The organism is Streptomyces albicerus, from assembly GCF_008905045.1.
GTDB lineage: Bacteria > Actinomycetota > Actinomycetes > Streptomycetales > Streptomycetaceae > Streptomyces > Streptomyces albicerus.
In genome coordinates this window covers 1-18,234 of sequence record NZ_VWMY01000126.1, presented here as the reverse complement: position 1 = coordinate 18,234, position 18,234 = coordinate 1, and the positions used below count along the sequence as shown (strand labels likewise).

Below are 18,234 nucleotides of genomic sequence, written 5' to 3'. Positions count from 1 at the left end.
AAGCCGTTCATCTGGACCAAGACAGCCGAAGAGATCCTCGACTCCCTCGCCCGCTTCTACCGACGGATCTCTGGCGCAGGACACTAGCCCGCGTCCGCGCCTTCCCGGAAGCCGTAGTAACCGCGCAGCAGGAGCTGCTGGTTGGCCGCGCTGCGGCGGGTCAGGACATCGGGGGCGAACATCGGCTGGTCGAGGTTGGGCTGCATGACCCGTTCCAGCAGCAGCGGGCCGAGGATCAGGCAGAGCATCTGGAACGGGGCCCACTCCTCGTCGGGGCCATCCTCTCCGTAGATCGCGGACAGCCGCGTCAGCTCCGCGCGGGCACCGGACAGCAGGCGGCTGAAGAGTGCCGCGCTCGCCTCGCTGTCCTCCAGGAGTACGTGCCGCAGGTAGCCGCGCAGGACCGGATCCGCTCCGAAGACCCGGGCGGACACCGCTCCGAGGGAGGCCATCAGCCCCTTGACCGGGTCCAGGTCTTTTAGTTGCTCGGTGATGCGGTCCAGCACGTACGCGTCGACGGCCGCACGCAGGCCCTGCTTGGAGCCGAAGTGGCGGGTCACCAGCGCCGGGGACAGTCCGGCGGCGGCCGCCACCGCCCGCGTCGAGGTCGCCTCGAAGCCGTTCTCGGCGAACAGCTCCAGGGCTGCCTCGCGCAGCCGTGCCCGCCCTGTCAGATCGCTCTTCGCCACCGCCCGCATGGCGCCAGCGTATCCACCCCGTCGCAGGGGCCGGGTCAGCGGCGGCGCGCCCTGGCCCGGTCCAGCGCCGCGACGCCGAGTGCCGCCAGGCCGATCTGGAGGAGCCACTCGATCCAGTCGAGGCCCTTGGTGTCGGCCACGTCGAAGGCGGCGGCGATGCCCGTGCCGACGAGCGCGGCCGCGATGCCGACGAGGATGGTCCACAGCACGCCGATGCGCTGGCGGCCGGGGACGACGAGCCGGCCCAGGACGCCGATGACGATGCCGATCACGATGGCGCTAATGATGCCCGAGATCTCCACAGCTGCCCCTCTTCGCCAAGTCTGGTCACCTCAGGTGTGCCCCGAGGGCGACGGCACAGTCCCTTCCGCTTCATGCGGTGGGCGCGCGGGGAAGCGCTGAAGACTCGCTTCGAGATCGTCGAGGGCTCGTCGCGCGGCCACGATCCACTCACGCAGCTCACGCTCTGCCTCGTCCCCCGTCACGGCCGGGGGCGGCTCGGCCGCACTCCGCGCCTCCTCCTGCTCCCGCTCCAGTTCACGGGCCTCCTCCAGGGAGCTGATGACGACCCCGATGAGGACGTTGACCAGGACGAAGGAGGCGAGCAGGACGTAGGAGGCGTAGTAGACGATGCTCCAGCGGGAGATCCCCAGACCCGCGCGGACCGCGTCACCCAGGCCGTCCAGGGTCATCAGGAGAAAGAGGGTGAGCACGGCGCGGCCGAGGGAGCCGAAGTGTTCGGGGTCGTTGTCGGCGAAGAAGACCCAGCCCACCATCGCGTAGACGTACAGCAACAGGGCGCCGATGATCAGGAAGCTGAAGGTGCCGGGCAGGCTGCGGCCGACGGCGACGAGGAAGATGCGCAATTGGGGCAGGAAGCGGGCGGTACGCAGGACGCGGGCCAGGCGCAGCAGCCGCAGGATGGTGCCGTTCTCGCGGACGACGGGCAGGAACGGGGAGAGGACAACGGCGAGGTCGAACAGGTTCCACGGGTCACGGAAGAAGTCCCGCGGGCGGTCGGCGTGGGCGCAGACGCGCAGGAGTATCTCGATCGTGAAGGCCGCCAGGAAGCAGTGCTCGACGAGCTTCAGTTCCTCGTGCCAGCGGTGGACCACGCCCGAGTACGTCTCGATGCCGAGGACGGCGGCGTTGGCGAGGATGAGCGCGAAGACCAGGATGGCGAACCAGCGGTCCTCTGTGAGAGCGCGGCAGCGTTCGGCCAGGGCCTGGCGGGTGGTTAAGCGCGTGGTTATGTCATCCGTCATCGCGCGGTTCCAGTTCCCTCTCCGCAATTCGTCATCTGTGCGCAGCTCGCGGAAGTGGATCTTAGAGAGTGTGCACCTCTGGGTGGAGACGCCAGGGTGAACTACGCGGTGGGCAAGGGCGTTGGGTGCGTCCCCGGGAGGAGGTGCGGTCTGCCCAAGCGCCCCCGTACAGCCCGGGCGCGACGCGGGCCTTTCCGCGCTCGGCGCCGACAAGCCGAAGACTGACGTCGCCTCGCCCGCGGCCAAAGCCCTGACCGCCGCAGCCGAACAGGCAGGTGTGCCCGCCTCGTGATGCTCTTCTCCTTCGGCGTCGGAAGCACCTGGACCAGGCCAGCGTGGCGCAGAAAGCGATGCACGCCATGTTCATGCGGTCCTGTGCCGACAGGGCCATCACCGACGGGCTGGTCCGCGCCAGTGGACTGGACACTGGTCTACTCCGTCCTCCTGACCAACGGCCTCGGCACCTGCACCTGTACCTACGGCACCGACAAACAGATACCGATGAAAGGCATGCCCAAGATCAGCCGCGCCGACGTCGTCGGATTCATGCTCAGCGCCGCGGCCGGAACCGATTGGACGCACCGCACCGCCGTCCTCAGCAACTGATACGGAGCTCGTCCGGGACTGCCTGGCGGCCGCGAGGAAGCGCTGAACGGCCCCTCGCCGTCACGGGGATGAGGCGGCAAGGGGCCGACGCGCGCAGCGCGTATCCACAGTGTGACAGTAAGCCACTGCCCCCGACACCACGCCTTGGTCAGCCCGCTGCGGCTGCGTCACGCCGACGTGAGTGCCACGCCCCGGACCTCCGGAAGCTGCCGGCTCCCGCGGCCGGGACCGCGGGAGCACAGCAGCCCCACGGCTACCGATCCGAACCGCCGTGCCAGGCCGCTTGCTCACTGCGTTTCCCGAAGCGGGCAGACGACGTCGGTCCGCACCGGAGCGGGGACCCGAGCCCTCTTACCTCGTCTGTGGGTCCAGGAGGCGGGCCAGCAGGTCGTCGAGCGTGACCAGGCCGGTGAGCCGTCCGCTGTCGTCGGAGACGACGGCGAGGGAGGCGCGGTGCCGGCGCAGTTGCTCGATGGCGTGGCCGAGGGTGTCGTGTGCGGCCAGTTCCGGTACTGGGCGGGCGAGTTCGCGGGCGGTGAGGGCTCTGCCGCGGGCGCGGGCGATCAGTGCGTCGCGGGTGTGGACGGAGCCGACGACCAGAGGGCCGTCGCGCACCAGCAGGCGGCTGCGGTCGTGCGCGGCCGCCGTGGCGAGGATGTCGTCGACGCCCGCCTCCGCTGGCACGGAGGTGATCTGTTCCGCGGGTACCTGGAGGTCGCCGACCGGGGTCTGGGGCTCGGTGAGCGAGCTGGTGATCAGCTCGGAGTCGTCCTTGCTGATCAGCCCGAGCCGCTCGGACTCGGCCACGAGGTGGGTGAGTTGCTCGCGGTTGTGCACCGAGGTGAGTTCGTCGCGCGGGGTCACCCGGCACGCGCGTACGAGGGCGTTGCTCACCTTGTTGAGCAGCGAGATGAGGGGGCGTACGAGCTTGACCAGGCCCCGGAAGGGCGGGGTGAGCAGCATCGCGGAACGCTCGGGGTGGGCGATCGCCCAGGACTTGGGCGCCATCTCGCCTGCCACCATGTGCAGGAACACCACGATGATCATCGCGACGGCGAACGCGATGCCGTAACTCACCCCACTGGGCAGGCCCAGCTTCTCCAGCAATGGGTCGAGTTCGTGGGAGATCGCGGGTTTGGAGAGCGAGCCCAGGCCCAGCGTGCAGACGGTGATGCCGAGTTGCGCGCCGGCGAGCATGAGCGACAGCTCGCGCATCCCGGCGAGGGCCGCTTTGGCGCCGCGCTGCCCCTCGGCCGCCGCCTTTTCCATGCGGTGCCGCTTGGAGGCGACCAGGGCGAACTCGGCGGCGACGAAGAAGCCGCTGCCGATCAGCAGCAACACGGTGACGAAGAGCGCCATCGGAAAACTCACGCCTGCTCCTCCTCACGGCTCTCCGCGTACCGTTGCAGCCGCACGCGCTCGGGGACATGACGGTCGAGTGTGCGTACGTCGATCACCGCGTGGCCGCCGCCGGCGAGTTCGACGGTGACGCGGTCACCGATGGCCGGGAAGCGTCCGAGCCGGTCCACGATCAGGCCGGCCACCGTGTCGTAGTCCTCTTCCTCGGGCAGCTCGATGCCGGTGGCCCCGGCGACCTCGTCCAGGCGGCGGCCGGCGTCCACCAGCCAGCCGTCCCCGTCGGGCACAGCAAGTTCCACGACCTGATCCGACTCGTCGGCGATGTCGCCGACGAGTTCCTCGGCGATGTCCTCGTAGGTCACGATGCCGGCCACGCCGCCGTGCTCGTCCAGCACGACGGCGAACTCGTCACCGTGCTCGCGCATCCGATCCACCGCGTCGGGCAGTTGCAGCGTGTGGGGCAGCAGGAGCGAGGTCCGGGCAAGGTCGCCGGCCATCGCGGCCCGCTCGCCGTCGAAGCGGTCCGCGGGCAGCCGCGTCAGCTCGCGTACACCGATCACGCCGATCACGTTGTCGGGGTGGTCGTCGAGGACGGGGTAGTTGGAGTGGCCGTGCTTGGCGATCAGCTCCACCGTGGCGGCGGCGGAGGCGTTCTTGCGTACGAAGGCCACGTCGGCGCGCGGCACCATCACCTCGTCCAGCGTCCGCTCGTTGAACTCCAGTGCGTGGTCGAGGAGTTGGGCAGTACGCGGGGGCAGCTCGCCCTGTTCGTGGGACTCGCCGATGAGATGGCTGAGCTCCTCCAGGGTCGCGCCGTGGTGCAGTTCCTCCACCGGTTCGATGCCGACCGTGCGTACGAGCTTGTTCGCCGCGCTGTCGAAGAGGTGCACGACCGGGCCGACGACCTTCAGGTATCCGAGGGTGGAGGCGGCCAGCGACTTGGCCAGCCGGTCCGGCACGGCGAGTGCGAGGTTCTTCGGCGCCAGTTCGCCGATCACCATCTGCAGTACGGTCGCCAGGACGAAGGCCAGGACGACCGAGATCCCGGGGATCGCGCCGTCGGGGATGGCGATGCCTGTCAGGACGGGCTTGAGCAGCGCGGACACGGACGGTTCGGCGAGGAAGCCGACGACCAGGCCGGTGACGGTGATGCCCAGCTGGGCGCCGGAGAGCATGAACGACAGCCGCTCCAGGACCTTCACGGCGCGGGCGGCGCGTTTGTCGCCTGCTTCGGCCTCACGGGCGAGGGCGAGCCGGTCGGCGGCGACGTAGGTGAATTCCTGGGCGACGAAGTAGCCGGTGCCGGCGGTCAGGACGAGGACGGCCAGCAGGCCCAGTGCGGCACTCACTGAACACCACCCCGCTGTGTGCCGCGATCACGCTTTCGGTGGCGGGGTGGTCGGGGACTGTGCCCCCGAGGGTCCGTCGGTCTGGCGGACACGGGCTTGCTCCTTGAGTTGGTGTGCAGCGGGTAAACGATTGTGACGGAATCCGTGTTCCCGGTCGCCGCCCGCCGTGTCTGCGATTCATTATGCGACCGTGCTCACCTGCGACTTTACGAGAGTCAGCCATGGGGGTTGTTCGCATCGGTGCCGTTACCGCATCAATGTCTGACATCCTTCGCGAGACTCGACTATACCTGTCCTTTACCAGCGGGTATCCGTGAGCCGAGGAGTTAACAAATCTCCGGTGAACTTCCGTTGCGATCTGGACTATCTCGCTTTTAGCGTCGGGGCATGGATCTCCTCCGGAAGCTGAACAAGCGCATGGGTGCCGCCGTCGGATACGAGGTACGCAAGGTTCGCCGCGCCGGCGCACCAAAGGCCGCGAGCCCGCCCGCGGCGGCGAAGGCCGAAGAAGCAACGGGCAGGGCGAAGTCACCACAGGTAGCCTTCCGCCCGCCGAAGGATCCAGCCGTCGACCGGCTGGTGAAGGGCCCGGTCTTCATCATGTGTCCGGTCCGCTCCGGCTCCACCCTGCTGCGGCTGCTGCTGGGCGCCCATCCTCAACTGCACGCGCCGCACGAGCTGCATGTCCGCCGCCTGGAGGTGCGATGTGGCACCCGGCTCGCGGAACGGTCCATGGACGTGCTCGGCCTGGAGCGCGGGGATCTCGAACACCTGCTGTGGGACCGGGTGATGCACCGCGAGCTGGTCAAATCCGGCAAGGACGTCATCGTCGAGAAGACACCGAGCAACGCCTTCGCCTACCAGCGCATCACCGCCTGCTGGCCCGACGCCCGCTTCATCTTCCTGCTGCGCCACCCGGCGTCGATCGCCCGCTCCTGGCACGAGGCGGACCCGGAGAAGCGCAACGCCGAGGAGGCCGCGCTGGACGCGCTGCGCTACATGCGGGCCACGGAGCGGGCCCGCCAGGCGCTGCCCGGCCACACGGTGCGCTACGAGGAACTGACCGCCGACCCGGAGGGCGTACTGAAGGGCATTTGCGGGTTCCTCGGCGTCGACTTCGAGCCGGGCATGCTGGAGTACGGCGCCGGGAGTGAGGGGGACCTCGAGAAGGGGCTCGGTGACTGGAAGGAGAAGATCCGCAGCGGCCGGGTGCAGGCCGGCCGGGGCCTGCCCGAGCCGGACGAGATTCCCGAGTCACTGCGCGAGATCAGCGCGGCCTGGGGTTACCTCGAAGGCCCGGTCTCCGAGCGGGAATCGGACGCGGCCCACGCGGAGATCAACCAGGTCTGGGCCCAGGACGGCCTGGTACGGATCACTGGCAGCCTGCACGGACGGCTCGCCGCACCCGCTGACGCACTGTGGCGGCTGCAGTTGGTGCTGCGCGAGCACAAGGAACAGCGGCTCAGCTACCCGGCCCCGGTCGCCGACGGCGGCTTCGACGCGTCCTTCCCGGTTGGTGACCTGGCCCTTGACGACGGGCCCGCGCCCTGCCATTGGGACATCTACCTCACCGCGGACACCGCCGACACCAGGGAAGGCGAGACGAGGCTGCGGGTCGGACGGCACCTCGACGACCTCCAGGACAAGAAGAAGGTCCTGGTCTTCCCTGCCCAGCGGGTCGGCAACGGCGAGGGTGCGCTGCTCGTGAAGCCGTACTACACGGTCAAGGACAACCTGTCCGTCGAGTGCCAGGCGGACGCGCACGAGGCCCATGCAGAGGCGGAGCATGGCGACGCGCGGGCGACGCCATGAAGATCCGTTACTTGCTGCTGCACGCCTACGGCTCCGGCGGCACTATCCGCACTGTGTTCAACCAGGCCAACTCGATGCGGGCGGCCGGCCACGACGTCGAGGTGGTCAGTGTCCTGCGCGGACGGGACGAACCCCGCTTCCATCTCGATCCCCGGATCCCCATAACCGTCCTCGTGGACGAACGCGAACACACGCCGGCCGACGACCGCCACGGCGGCCCGCTCGCCCGCCTCCAGGCCGGCCGACGCGGGAAGCTCACCGGCAGACCGGCCCAGCACATCCCGCCGGGCGAGTTCGGCGCCCAGTACTTCAACGCGTACGTCGAAAGATCACTCATCCGCTACCTGCGCCGACTGCGTGACGGTGTGCTCGTCTCCACCCGCCCGGCCCTGAACATCCTCACGGCCCAGTACGCGCCGTCCGGCGTCACCCTCGTCGCCCAGGAGCACATGAACCTGAGCGTCTACAAGAAGGACGTCCGGGCCGCCATCGCCCGCCACTACGCCCGATTCGATGCCATCGCGGTCCTCGCCGAGAGCGACCGCGAGGAGTACGAGCGGATGCTGCCGGGGGCACGGATCGTCCGCATCCCCAACGCCGTCCACGCGGTTCGCCAGCGGCACACCACCTATGCCAACCACATCGCCGTCGCCGCCGGACGACTGTTCTGGCAGAAGGGCTTCGACCTGCTGATCCCCGCCTTCCAGCAGGTCATCGCGGACCACCCGGACTGGCAGCTGCGCATCTACGGAAGCGGCGAGCGACGCGACGAACTGCGCGCCCTCATCGACGCACACCACCTCTACAACCACATCCTGCTGATGGGCCACACCACCCAGCTCGACGAGGAACTGGCCAAGGCATCCTTCTACGTGCTCAGTTCACGCTTCGAGGGCCTCCCGATGGTGATGATCGAGGCGATGACGCACGGCCTGCCCGTGGTGAGCTTCGACTGCCCCACCGGCCCGGCCGAGGTCATCACCCACGGCAAGGAGGGACTGCTGGTCCCACCGGAGGACGTCGATGCGCTGGCCGAAGCGATGCGCGAGCTGATGGCCGACGAGGGCCTGCGCGCCGACATGGGCGCCGCAGCCCTCGTAGCCGCCCACTCCTACGCCCCCGAAGCGGTACATCCACAGTGGGAGCAGCTGTTCGAGGAACTGCAGGCTGCCCGGCTCGGAGCCACGCGCCGGGTTGAGGCAGGAGATACCCCGACCGGATGAGAGCCGGTCCGCCCGGCTGAGGAACACAGGCGCCACCCGAGCCGACGAGCGGCTCTCCGAGGCCGCCATGGAGGACCGCGAACGCGAAGGCTACATCCGACGGACACCTCTGACGGCGACCACGCTCAAGGGCGAGCCGCCCAAGCGCGCGGAGAGCCCGATGAAGCGAAGAAGCCTCGGACGGGTCCAACCAGGGGACGCGCCAGCACCATGTGCGGGCATCGCCCGGCGCTCGGCGGGAAAGCCACGTCCGTCTCCTCCTGCATGGCGGAGAAGAACGTGCGGCCTTGGGAGGACTGCCGCGACGTGGACCACTTGTAGTCCGTGCACGGCGCGAGGGCGGTGTGCACCGCCTCGCGTCCAAGTCCCCTGCCCTGCCAGCGGGCGACGACAGCGATGCTGTCGATGTAGCCGAGCCGACAGGGGTGGCAGACCTGGAAGTCGAGTCGGCCTATCTGGCGCCCGGCGCCGTCCAGGACGCGAATGGCCTGGCTGCCCGCGGGCAATGTCACGGCCGTACGCTCCACTCGTGCCGTGGGCGGGCGGGCCGGACCGCTCACCTGGCTCGCACGATGTCGGCCGCGTCCCGTTTGAAGGCCCATTCCATCTTCGGCTCCATGGCGAAGCGGAAGATCCGCTGCACGGGCGGGGTGCACAGCACGGTGATCACGGCGGCGGCGACGAGGGTGACGGTGATCTCGCCGAGCGGCTGGTGGATCCAGTCGGGTCCGTACCAGTCCCAGAAGCGGGAGCCCTTGGCGAGGAAGCCGTGCAGCAGGTAGCCGTACAGCGTGCCCGCGCCCAGAGCCGTGAACCACATCTTGCGTCGCGGAACCCAGGCGAAGAAGCAGGCGACCAGGATCACCGAGCAGCCGAACAGGGCGAGCGTCATGACGGCGCCGGTCCAGCCGGGTGCGGCCAGTTCCTGGGCGCTGTCGCGGCGGTAGAACCAGGCGGCGTTCATGCGCGGTGCCGCCCAGTAGGCGACGGCCAGCCCTGCGGCGAAGACGGGCACCGCGAGGAGGCGCACCTCCGGGCGGCGTACCAACTGGAAGTGCTCCGGCTTCAGAAGCAGCCCGAGCACGAAGAAGGGCAGGAACTGCAGGACCCGTTGCAGGTCCAGGTCGTCGCCGATGTCGGGCGAGACGGAGGCCAGGGCGGCGATGGCGAGCGCGAGAGGCAGCGGCCAGCGCACGACCTTCCACAGCGGCGTGGTCAGCCGCCAGACGAACAGCGCGATCAGGAACCAGGTCAGGTACCAGGGGTCGAGCAGGCTGATCGGATACGCCGGATCGTCGTCCGCCCACCGCTTGAAGAAGGTGTACGCGACCTCGAAGAGCACGTACGGGACGGCTATGCCGGTGACCAGGCGCCTGATCCGCTCCGGGCTGGCGTCGAAGCTGCGCGAGAAGTAGCCGGAGATGACGATGAACGCCGGCATGTGGAAGGTGTAGACGGTGATGTACAGCGCGGCCGCCGCCCGACTGTCGCCGCCCAGCGGCGCCCAGGCATGGCCCATCGCCACCAGCACGATCGCCAGGTACTTGGCATTGTCGAAGAACGCGTCCCGCTGCTTGACCGGCTTCGCCGCTACCGACGCGGCGGCGGTGTCGCCCGCAGGGGGTTTCGTGCGTGGGGGCGGCAGTTGTGCCTGCCGTTCCGGGGCCGGGGCTCGGTCGGCCGAGCGCGTGGTGTCATTCACGGGCCCTCCCGGGGCAACCCGAGCCCGTGATCTCGCGTCTTACGTCAAATGTGGGTGTTGCGTCAGCACACATCTCCGGCACCCTAACCACACGGCTTAACTTCCGTACAACGCTGCTGGATACGAGCCTGCGCATGCCGGGCTGGGTCGTTCTGTGCGAGGGCGCGCACAGGACGGCCCGGCCGTCACGCGGCGGCCGGGGTCGGGCCGACCAGCTCCGTCAGGACGTCCTCCATGGTGACGAAGCCGAGCACGGTGCCCGCCTCGCCGGTGACCGCGGCCAGGTGACTGCCATCGGCCCGCAACGCGGTGAGCGTGTCATCCAGCGGGCTGTCGATGCGGACCTTGGTGACGGGGTGCAGGGCAGTGCGCGGGAAGGGCTGGTCCCGGTCGGTGATGCCGAGGGTGTCCTTGATGTGGAGGTAGCCGAGCAGGGCCTTGTCCGGGCCGGTGACGGGAAAGCGGGAGTACCCGGCCCGGGCGGTCGTCCGCTCCAGCTCGGCCGGGGTGATCGCATGGTCGACGGTGTGCATCTGCTGGGCCGGGACGAGGATCTCGCCGACTGGGCGGGTACCCAGCTCCAGCGCGTCGCGCAGCCGCTCGCCGTCGGCCGGGGAGAGCAGTCCGGCCTGGCTGGAGTCCACGACCATGCGGGCGAGTTGGTCGTCGGTGAACACGGCCTCCACCTCGTCCTTCGCCTCGACCTTCAAGAGCTTCAGCAGGGCATTGGCGAAGGCGTTGATGCCGAAGACCACCGGCTTGAGGGCACGGGTGAGGGCGACCAGCGGCGGCCCCAGGAGCAGCGCGGTCTGCGCGGGCGCGGCGAGTGCGATGTTCTTCGGCACCATCTCGCCGATCAGCATGTGCAGATACGTCGCCACGGTCAGCGCGATCACGAACGCGACCGGGTGAACGAGGCCGTGCGGGATGTGGGCCGTCTCGAAGGCGGGCTCCAGCAGGTGCGCGATGGCTGGTTCGGCGACCGCGCCGAGCACCAGCGAGGAGATCGTGATGCCGAGTTGGGCGGTGGCCATCATCGCGGAGATGTGCTCCAGGCCCCACAGGGTCATCCGGGCCCGCTTGTTGCCCTCCTGAGCGCGGGGTTCGATCTGGCCGCGGCGTACGGAGATCAGGGCGAACTCCGCGCCGACGAAGAAGGCGTTGGTCAGCAGGGTCAGGGCGCCGATGGCGAGCTGCAGGACGGTCATCGTGCTCATCGGGACTCCTCCATGACCTGCTGTGGAACCTTCACCGGTTCCGTGAGGCGGACGCGGTCCGCGCGGTGGTGCTCCACGTCGAGGACGTCGAGACGCCAGCCGTCCAGGTCGAGCACGTCACCCTTGGCCGGGATCCGCGCGAGCCGGGTGGCGACCAGGCCCGCCACGGTCTCGTACGGTCCCTCCGGCGCCCGCAGTCCTATCCCGGCGAGCTCGTCGATCCGTACACCGCCGTCCGCCTCCCACGCGGCCCGGCCGTCCTCCCCCACGGGTGCGGGCAGCAGGTCGGGCACCTCGATCGGATCGTGCTCGTCGCGGACCTCCCCCACCACTTCCTCGACGATGTCCTCCACCGTCGCCACGCCCGCCGTGCCGCCGTACTCGTCGATCACGACGGCCATGGTGCGGCTCGCCCGCATCCGCTCCAGGAGCCGGTCGGCGGGCAGACTGTCCGGCACCAGCAGCGGCGCCGTCGCCAGCTCGGTGACCGGAGTGACGTCCCGCACGGCGGGCTCCAGGGCGAGTACGTCACGGATGTGGACCGTGCCGATGACCTCGTCCAAGCTGTCGCGATAGACCGGGAAACGGGACAGCCCGGTGGCGTGCGTGAGGTTGGCCGCGTCGGCGGCCGTGGCATGCGCCTCCAGCGCCTTCACGTCCACGCGCGGGGTCATCACGTTCTGAGCGGTCAGCTCGCCCAGGTGCAGCGTACGGACGAACAGCTCGGCGGAGTCCGCCTCCAGCGCGCCCTCGGCGGCCGAGTGCTGGGCCAGCGCGACCAGCTCCTCCGGGCCACGGGCCGAGGCCAGCTCCTCGGCGGGCTCAAGGCCGAAGCGGCGCACGAAACGGTTCGCGGTGTTGTTGAGGTGGTGGATGAACGGGCCGAACGCGGCCGTGAAACCGCGCTGCGGCCCCGCCACCACCTTGGCGACGGCCAGCGGCCGGGAGATCGCCCAGTTCTTCGGCACCAGCTCGCCCACCACCATCAGCACGACGGTGGAAATGACCACGCCCAGCACGGTCGCCACGCTCGAGGCCCCGCCGCCGAGCCCGATCGCCTCCAGCGGGCCGCGCAACAACACGGCCAGGGACGGCTCGGCGAGCATGCCGATCACCAGCGAGGCGACGGTGATGCCGAGCTGCGCCCCGGACAGCTGGAACGTCAGCCGCCGCACCGCCTTCAACGCACCATCGGCGCCCCGCTCACCCGCCTCGGCGGCCCGCTCCAGGTCACCGCGCTCGACGGTGGTCAGGGAGAACTCGGCCGCCACGAACAGCGCGCAGGCCAGCGTGAGGAGCAGGGCGAGCAGGAGCAGCAGGATCTCGGTCACCGTGCCACCCCCGATCCCTCACGCGTATGCGGCAGGCGGGACATGGCACGGCTGGTACTGGGAGGCTCACCCATTGCGGGACGTCGCTCCTTCTCGGCTCGGAGGGTCGGGCAGACCCTCAAGGGTCGGGGGGGGCGGACACGCCCTCCCGTTCATCGTAAAAGACGGGCAAAGCCGCCTGGTCAAGTCTCCTACCGACCCGGCGGCGACTCTTTTCGGACTTTCCCGCCACAGGCCGCGGGAAACGGCCCGGACGAGCTCCGGCAACCCTATGCTTCTACGTGCTTGTAGAGGGAGAACGTGAGGACTTTCCGGCTTGTTCCCGGGCACCTGCCTGCTCCCCCTCGCCTTTCGTTACGAGTGACACACGCACATGAAGGAGTGGACGCCGCGATGGTGTTCAAACGACTGCTCGGCTCGCTCGGTGTGGGCGGGCCCACGGTGGACACGGTCCTCGACCCGGGTGCGCCCCTGCCCGGCGGCGCACTGTCGGGCCAGGTCCATCTCAAGGGCGGCGACGCCGACTTCGACATCGAGCACATCGCCCTGGAGCTGGTGGCGCGGGTCGAGGCCGAGCACGAGGACGGGGAGAGCGAAGGCGTTCTCGTCTTCGACCGGTTCACGGTCGGCGGCGGTTTCCGGCTCGGCGCGGGCGAGCGGCACAGCGTTCCGTTCAGCGTGACGCTGCCCTGGGAGACCCCGATCACCGAGCTGTACGGACAACCGCTGGGCATCGTGCTCGGCGTGCGCACCGAGCTGGCGGTGGCCGGCGCGAAGGACAAGGGCGACCTCGACCAGCTCACGGTGCGCCCGCTGCCCGCACAGGAGGCGATCCTCGAAGCCCTCGGCCAGCTCGGCTTCGGCTTCAAGTCCGCCGACCTGGAGTACGGCCACATCGGAGGCACGGGGCAGCAGCTGCCCTTCTACCAGGAGATCGAGCTCGCCCCGGCGCCGCAGTACGCGCACCAGGTGAACGAGATCGAGCTGACCTTCCTCGCCGCGCCGGGCGGCATGGAGGTCGTCCTGGAAGCGGACAAGCGCGGCGGACTCTTCACCTCCGGCCACGACACCGTCACCCGCTTCACGGTCGGTCACCACGATGTCGAGCACCGGGACTGGAACACGGAAGTCGACGGCTGGATCCGGCAGTTGGTCGAGCACCGGACCTCGTACGGCTCGCACGCCGCGTACGGCCACGGCGGCCACCACGGGCACGAGGGGCATCACCACGACGGCCACCGCTCCGGACCCGGCATGGGCACTGCCGTCGCCGCCGGCGCGGCGGGGCTCGCGGTCGGTGTCGTCGGCGGCATGGTCGCAGCCGAAGTCGTCGACGAGGTCGGCGACTTCTTCGAGGGCGACGAGGAAGAGGAAGAGTGATCGGCGAGAGGGTGAAGCCCGTGGCGCTTCGCCCTCTCTCGTCACCCCACCCTGATAACTTCTACATTGCTGTAGAAGAACGCGACGGTCGGGGCCACTGCCGGGCCCGGACCCACCTCTGACACGTACGGAGTTCTCATGGCCCTGTGGGACCGCATCAAGGATTCTGCATCGACGATGCAGACCCAGCTGATGGCGAAGAAGAACGACCTCAAGAGCGGTGCCTTCCGCGACGCCAGCATGGCGATGTGCGCGCTGGTCGCGGCTGCCGACGGCACCATCGACCCGGCCGAGCGCCGCCGGGTGGCCCAGCTCATCGCCACCAACGAAGTACTGCAGAACTTCCCCGCCGACGACCTCCAGCGCCGCTTCGACGACAACCTCAACAAACTGGTCGCCGACTTCGACTTCGGCAAGGTCAGCGTGCTGCAGGAGATCGCCAAGGCGAAGAAGAAGCCCGCCGAGGCACGTGCCGTGATCCAGATCGGCATCGTCATCGGCGGCGCCGACGGCGACTTCGACAAGACCGAGCAGGCCATCGTCCGCGAGGCGTGCTTCACGCTCGACCTGCCGCCGCACGAGTTCGACCTCTGAGCGGAGCGCGACACATGCCGGGCTGACGCCCCTGGGGGCAGCGGCCCGGCATGTCGTCTCCGGCAAGAGCCGGCCTGGCGCACGGTCAGGTCAGGCGGCGGATCCACCAGGCGCAGAACCCGGTCAGGGCCAGGGCGAGGCCGAGGTAGAGCCCGGTCTCGGCCCATTGAAGGGCCCAGAAGTTGCCGGCGGGCTGGTAGGTCACCTGCTGCTGGTAGCCCTGGGCACCGAGGTCGGCGAGGCAGCGGTCGAACTGCTGCAGGGTGGGCGGGCCCGACTCGGTGTGCAGGCAGTCGGCGAAGGACGACGGCACGGGGGCCAGCTGGCCGGCGGCGTTCAGCGTCTGTTGGGAGGTGACCCAGGCACCGGGCACTTCGGGGTGCGTGACGATCTGCTTGGCGCCCTCCTGGATGCTGATGGGGGCGCCGTCAGGCTCGATCGGGACGGTGGTCCGGTCCGGGGCGGCCAGATAAGGCCGGATCCACAACGGCACGGAGATCTGGACGGCGGCGTAGACGACGAGGGTAGTGGCCATCGCGGCCAGGGTGCGGCGGATGACCAGGCCGAGGGCGACGCCCAGGACGAAGGCGAAGGCGGCATGGGCCATGGGGACGACACCCCGTGCGGCGAAGGCCACAGGGTCGAGCCGCGGGAAGTATGTGTCTGTCGCGCCACCGCCGTTGACCGCCCGGTCGATGGGGCTGCTCCACCAGCTCACCGCGAGGCTGGTCAGTCCGGCAGCGGTCATGGCGGCCGTCGCACCAAGGCCCAGTTTGGTCGCCAGCCAGCGGGTGCGGGTGACGCCCTGGTTCCACGCGAGGTAGTGGGTGCCGGTCTCCAGTTCACGGGAGATCAGCGGCGCGCCCCAGAACATCCCGATGACTGCCGGCACGGCGAGCACGACCAGCAGGCCGGTGTAGTAGACGGTTTGGTCCGAACTGGAGACCTGGTCCACCAGGCTGCTGCCGGCAGTTCGGTAGAGGTCGGCCAGCTGCGGGCCGGTGACCGCGAGGGTGACGGCGAGGGCAGCCACCGCAGCAAACATCACGGCGGCCTGGGTGCGGAACTGGCGCCAGGTCAGCCAGATCATCGAAGGACCTCCAGCGCCGGTCGGGTGTCACGTACCGCATCGGCGGGCCGGGTCATGTAGGCCAGGACAATGTCTTCCAGACCGAGCGGGTGGACGGTCCAGGCGGGATCGTGGACCGCAGTGTCGGTGCGCACCAGGAGGGTGGTCTGCCGGTCGGTGTGGCTGGCGGTGATGATGTGCTGTCCGGCCGGGAGCGTGTCCGGGTCACGACGCGGTCCGGTGAGCCGGTGGTGGCAGGCGACCAGGTCGTCGATGTCGCCGGCCACCTGTACCCGGGAGTCGACCAGGACGATGACGTAGTCGCAGGTCCGCTCCACGTCGGAGACCAGGTGGGAGGAGAGCACGACGCTCAGCTCGTGTTCGGCGACGGCCTCCATCAGGTCCTGCATGAACTCTCGCCGGGCGAGGGGGTCGAGGGCGGCGACCGGCTCGTCGAGGATGAGCAGTTCCGGCCGTTTGGCGATGCCCAGGGTGAGGGCGAGCTGCGCGCGCTGGCCGCCGGACAGCCTCCCGGCCTTCTGTTTGAGGTCCAGGCCGAGCCGCCGGATCCGGTCCCGGGCCAGGGCGTCGTCCCAGCCGGGGTTGAGGCGGGCACCCAACCGCAGGTGGTCGGCGATGCTCAAGGCGGCGTAGGTCGGGGTGTCCTGGGCGACGAAGCCGACCTTGGCCAACTGGTTTGGGCCGGTGGCGGGACGGCCGCCGCATACCTCGATGGTGCCGGTGGTCGGGGTCAGCATGCCGCAGGCCAGGTTCAACAGGGTGGATTTGCCCGCCCCGTTGGGGCCGACCAGGCCGACGACGCGCCCGGCGGGCACGTCCAGGTCGCAGTTCTGCAGCGCCCAGCGCTGCTTGTATCTCTTGCCCAGGGCCTGGGCCCGTAAGACGGCGCTCATGCTACGTCCTCTCCAGCGGCGGTCCGAAAGGTGGTCATGAACAGGGCCTCGATGGACTCGTCGTCGAGGCCGGCCAGGCGGGCCTTGGCCAGCCAGCGCCGCAGGTCCTTCTGGAGCGGGCCGTGCGCGGCGAGCGAGGCGTCGGCCAGCGTCCGGGTCACGAACGTCCCCACCCCTGGCCTGGCGGCCACCAGGCCCTCGTGCTCCAGCTCCCGGTACGCCTTGAGCACGGTGTTCGGGTTGACCGCCACCTGCCTGGCCACCTCCTTGACCGTGGGGAGCCGGTCCCCCTCCTCCAGCAGGCCCAGCCGCAGCGCATGGCGCACCTGCTGGACCAGTTGCTGGTACGGGGACAGGCCGGACCGGCCGTTCAGGTGGAACTCAATCACCAGCTCCTCCATTTATCTAGTTGCCTAGCACTTTAGCCTCCTAGGCTGGCGATGCGTCAAGGCATGCACGATGACATGGTCGGCACGGACAGCGGCCAACTCGTCCAGACGATCGAGGCGTTGGGTGACGGCGGCACCGCCCTCGCGCGCGCCGCTGGAACGCGGCACCGCCCGCGCCGCATCGATCACGATGAACGGCCGCTGTAGCATCCAGCCCCAACTCCGGGCAGGAAGTGGTCGACGAGGGGAACGACGGTGAGCGGCGCATCGCCGCAGGGGCGTTGAGGCTGTTCAGCGAACGCGGTTTCGGCGCCGTGGCAGTCAGCGAGATCTCCCAGACCGCCGATGCGTTCGCAGCGGACAGAGGGCGGCAACGAACCGGCGGAGTGATCGCCCGGATGCGCGTCGTCTGTGACCGCCGCCGAAGTCGCCTTCGACCTGCTGGACCACGGGATCGGCCACACGAGAGGGCAGTGACGTGCGCGCACGGGGCATCAACTACGACACCGGGTTCCTTCCCGGGCAGGACCTCTCCCGCAAGACCTTCATCCCCGAGACGGTCCGGCAGGAGGTGGCAGTGATCTCCGGTGATCTTCATTGCGACGCCGTCCGCATCTCCGGGCGCGAGCCCGAACGGCTGAGCATCGCCGCCCGGCATGCGGCGGACGCCGGCCTCGAGGTCTGGTTCGTCCCCTTCCCCGTCGACCTTCCTCCCGACCAGCTGCTCCCGTTCTTCGCCGACTGCGCCCGGCGGGCCGAAGCCGCACGGCAGGCCGGCGCCGAGGTGGTGTTCGTCGCCGGCTGTGAGATCAGCGCCTTCTATGGCGGCTTCATCCCCGGCGTCACCTACGGCGACCGCCTGCGGGCCACGGCTACCGCGGACATGGAGTGGTGGTCCTCGCTCGGCCCGGTGCAGGAGCGCCTCAACGAGTTTCTCCTCCAGGTCGCCGCGACGGTCCGCACGCACTTCGGTGGGCCGGTCACCTACGCGTCCGCTCCCTGGGAGTTCGCCGACTGGCGCCCGTTCGACCTCGTCGGCATCGACGCCTACCGGGCCGCCTACAACGCCGACGGCTTCCGGGACGAACTGCGCGGCCACTTCGCCCACGGCAAACCCGTCGCGGTGACCGAGTACGGCACCTGCGCATACCGGGGCGCGGGCCAACGCGGCGGCATGGCCTGGCAGGTGCCGCCCAGCGCGGTACCCGATGAGGAGGAGCAGGTGCGCTACCTCACCGAGCTAGGGCCTGTGTGGCGTTGTGATCAGCCGGTTGCCTTCAGAAGGTCGTTGATCCAGATCATCGAGGCGCGGAGGTGGAGGCCGGC

Annotated in this window: 19 protein-coding genes and 1 pseudogene; 8 read left to right on the top strand and 12 right to left on the bottom strand. The window is 69.5% G+C overall.

Going from position 1 to position 18,234, the window contains the following annotated elements:
• Positions 1-83 precede the first annotated feature (83 nt).
• The 3 genes from GAS53_RS52120 to GAS53_RS52110 are packed head-to-tail and all read right to left on the bottom strand — an operon-like array spanning position 84 to position 1,963.
• Positions 84-698: a TetR/AcrR family transcriptional regulator gene (locus GAS53_RS52120; protein WP_151484847.1), complete on the bottom strand. Its 615-nt coding sequence runs from the start codon at positions 696-698 to the stop codon at positions 84-86.
• Positions 699-733: 35 nt separating this feature from the next.
• The gene (locus GAS53_RS52115) at positions 734-1,000 is read right to left on the bottom strand and encodes a GlsB/YeaQ/YmgE family stress response membrane protein (RefSeq protein ID WP_151484846.1); all 267 of its coding nucleotides are present in this window, start codon (positions 998-1,000) and stop codon (positions 734-736) included.
• Positions 1,001-1,030: 30 nt separating this feature from the next.
• Entirely contained in the window at positions 1,031-1,963 is a 933-nt protein-coding gene (locus GAS53_RS52110; RefSeq protein ID WP_151484845.1) for an ion transporter, read from the bottom strand.
• Positions 1,964-2,377: 414 nt separating this feature from the next.
• On the opposite strand from GAS53_RS52110, the gene GAS53_RS52105 reads away from it, so the two are divergent.
• Complete coding sequence (locus GAS53_RS52105) at positions 2,378-2,569, top strand: NAD(P)-dependent oxidoreductase (protein ID WP_151484844.1); 192 nt, start codon at positions 2,378-2,380, stop codon at positions 2,567-2,569.
• A gap of 351 nt (positions 2,570-2,920) precedes the next feature.
• On the opposite strand, the gene GAS53_RS52100 is transcribed toward GAS53_RS52105, so the two are convergent.
• Entirely contained in the window at positions 2,921-3,940 is a 1,020-nt protein-coding gene (locus tag GAS53_RS52100) for a hemolysin family protein (protein WP_151484843.1), read from the bottom strand.
• Positions 3,937-5,277, bottom strand: a complete 1,341-nt coding sequence (locus GAS53_RS52095) for a hemolysin family protein (RefSeq protein ID WP_151484842.1) — start codon at positions 5,275-5,277, stop codon at positions 3,937-3,939. Before GAS53_RS52095 ends, GAS53_RS52100 begins: the two co-directional genes overlap by 4 nt.
• Before the next feature lie 387 nt (positions 5,278-5,664).
• On the opposite strand from GAS53_RS52095, the gene GAS53_RS52090 reads away from it, so the two are divergent.
• From GAS53_RS52090 to GAS53_RS58700, 3 genes and pseudogenes are all read left to right on the top strand, one after another.
• A complete protein-coding gene (locus GAS53_RS52090; RefSeq protein WP_151484841.1) occupies positions 5,665-7,089 on the top strand; it encodes a sulfotransferase family protein in 1,425 nt (474 codons plus the stop codon).
• Entirely contained in the window at positions 7,086-8,312 is a 1,227-nt protein-coding gene (locus GAS53_RS52085) for a glycosyltransferase family 4 protein (RefSeq protein ID WP_151484840.1), read from the top strand. Before GAS53_RS52090 ends, GAS53_RS52085 begins: the two co-directional genes overlap by 4 nt.
• Positions 8,311-8,406 (top strand): annotated as a pseudogene (locus GAS53_RS58700) (sulfate adenylyltransferase subunit CysD); the annotation flags it as partial. The gene GAS53_RS52085 and the pseudogene GAS53_RS58700, both read left to right, overlap by 2 nt.
• A 31-nt stretch (positions 8,407-8,437) precedes the next feature.
• On the opposite strand, the gene GAS53_RS52075 reads toward GAS53_RS58700, so the two are convergent.
• From GAS53_RS52075 to GAS53_RS52060, 4 genes are all read right to left on the bottom strand, one after another.
• The gene (locus tag GAS53_RS52075) at positions 8,438-8,824 is read right to left on the bottom strand and encodes a GNAT family protein (RefSeq protein ID WP_151484839.1); all 387 of its coding nucleotides are present in this window, start codon (positions 8,822-8,824) and stop codon (positions 8,438-8,440) included.
• A gap of 44 nt (positions 8,825-8,868) precedes the next feature.
• Positions 8,869-10,014, bottom strand: a complete 1,146-nt coding sequence (locus GAS53_RS52070; RefSeq protein ID WP_151484838.1) for an acyltransferase family protein — start codon at positions 10,012-10,014, stop codon at positions 8,869-8,871.
• Positions 10,015-10,199: 185 nt separating this feature from the next.
• Positions 10,200-11,222: a hemolysin family protein gene (locus GAS53_RS52065; protein WP_151484849.1), complete on the bottom strand. Its 1,023-nt coding sequence runs from the start codon at positions 11,220-11,222 to the stop codon at positions 10,200-10,202.
• 5 nt (positions 11,223-11,227) lie between these two features.
• Positions 11,228-12,562, bottom strand: coding sequence for a hemolysin family protein (locus tag GAS53_RS52060; RefSeq protein WP_151484837.1), 1,335 nt, complete (start codon positions 12,560-12,562; stop codon positions 11,228-11,230).
• Positions 12,563-12,955: 393 nt separating this feature from the next.
• On the opposite strand from GAS53_RS52060, the gene GAS53_RS52055 reads away from it, so the two are divergent.
• Positions 12,956-13,942: a sporulation protein gene (locus tag GAS53_RS52055; RefSeq protein WP_192583688.1), complete on the top strand. Its 987-nt coding sequence runs from the start codon at positions 12,956-12,958 to the stop codon at positions 13,940-13,942.
• Between the two features lie 138 nt (positions 13,943-14,080).
• A complete protein-coding gene (locus GAS53_RS52050) occupies positions 14,081-14,536 on the top strand; it encodes a tellurite resistance TerB family protein (protein WP_151484836.1) in 456 nt (151 codons plus the stop codon).
• 85 nt (positions 14,537-14,621) lie between these two features.
• Here the strand turns inward: GAS53_RS52050 and GAS53_RS52045 are convergent, their stop codons facing one another.
• The 3 genes from GAS53_RS52045 to GAS53_RS52035 are packed head-to-tail and all read right to left on the bottom strand — an operon-like array spanning position 14,622 to position 16,920.
• Positions 14,622-15,626: a transporter gene (locus GAS53_RS52045; protein WP_151484835.1), complete on the bottom strand. Its 1,005-nt coding sequence runs from the start codon at positions 15,624-15,626 to the stop codon at positions 14,622-14,624.
• A complete protein-coding gene (locus tag GAS53_RS52040; RefSeq protein ID WP_151484834.1) occupies positions 15,623-16,519 on the bottom strand; it encodes an ABC transporter ATP-binding protein in 897 nt (298 codons plus the stop codon). Before GAS53_RS52040 ends, GAS53_RS52045 begins: the two co-directional genes overlap by 4 nt.
• Positions 16,516-16,920, bottom strand: coding sequence for a GntR family transcriptional regulator (locus GAS53_RS52035; RefSeq protein ID WP_151484833.1), 405 nt, complete (start codon positions 16,918-16,920; stop codon positions 16,516-16,518). Before GAS53_RS52035 ends, GAS53_RS52040 begins: the two co-directional genes overlap by 4 nt.
• A 51-nt stretch (positions 16,921-16,971) precedes the next feature.
• Here GAS53_RS52035 and GAS53_RS55825 point away from each other — a divergent pair, with 51 nt between their 5' ends.
• On the top strand, positions 16,972-17,115 hold the full coding sequence (locus GAS53_RS55825) for a hypothetical protein (protein WP_192583687.1): 144 nt from the start codon (positions 16,972-16,974) through the stop codon (positions 17,113-17,115).
• A gap of 271 nt (positions 17,116-17,386) precedes the next feature.
• A partial coding sequence (locus GAS53_RS52030) for a hypothetical protein (RefSeq protein ID WP_225859664.1) occupies positions 17,387-18,234 on the top strand: 848 nt, incomplete at its 3' end.

Bases quoted from the DNA above. Each gene is read 5' to 3' on its own strand.
- GAS53_RS52050 (WP_151484836.1), top strand. From the start codon at position 14,081: ATGGCCCTGTGGGACCGCATCAAGGATTCTGCATCGACGATGCAGACC.
- GAS53_RS55825 (WP_192583687.1), top strand. From the start codon at position 16,972: ATGCACGATGACATGGTCGGCACGGACAGCGGCCAACTCGTCCAGACG.
- GAS53_RS52120 (WP_151484847.1), bottom strand. From the start codon at position 698: ATGCGGGCGGTGGCGAAGAGCGATCTGACAGGGCGGGCACGGCTGCGC.
- GAS53_RS52090 (WP_151484841.1), top strand. From the start codon at position 5,665: ATGGATCTCCTCCGGAAGCTGAACAAGCGCATGGGTGCCGCCGTCGGA.
- GAS53_RS52085 (WP_151484840.1), top strand. From the start codon at position 7,086: ATGAAGATCCGTTACTTGCTGCTGCACGCCTACGGCTCCGGCGGCACT.
- GAS53_RS52035 (WP_151484833.1), bottom strand. From the start codon at position 16,920: ATGGAGGAGCTGGTGATTGAGTTCCACCTGAACGGCCGGTCCGGCCTG.
- GAS53_RS52045 (WP_151484835.1), bottom strand. From the start codon at position 15,626: ATGATCTGGCTGACCTGGCGCCAGTTCCGCACCCAGGCCGCCGTGATG.
- GAS53_RS52040 (WP_151484834.1), bottom strand. From the start codon at position 16,519: ATGAGCGCCGTCTTACGGGCCCAGGCCCTGGGCAAGAGATACAAGCAG.
- GAS53_RS52055 (WP_192583688.1), top strand. From the start codon at position 12,956: ATGGTGTTCAAACGACTGCTCGGCTCGCTCGGTGTGGGCGGGCCCACG.
- GAS53_RS52065 (WP_151484849.1), bottom strand. From the start codon at position 11,222: ATGACCGTCCTGCAGCTCGCCATCGGCGCCCTGACCCTGCTGACCAAC.
- GAS53_RS52110 (WP_151484845.1), bottom strand. From the start codon at position 1,963: ATGACGGATGACATAACCACGCGCTTAACCACCCGCCAGGCCCTGGCC.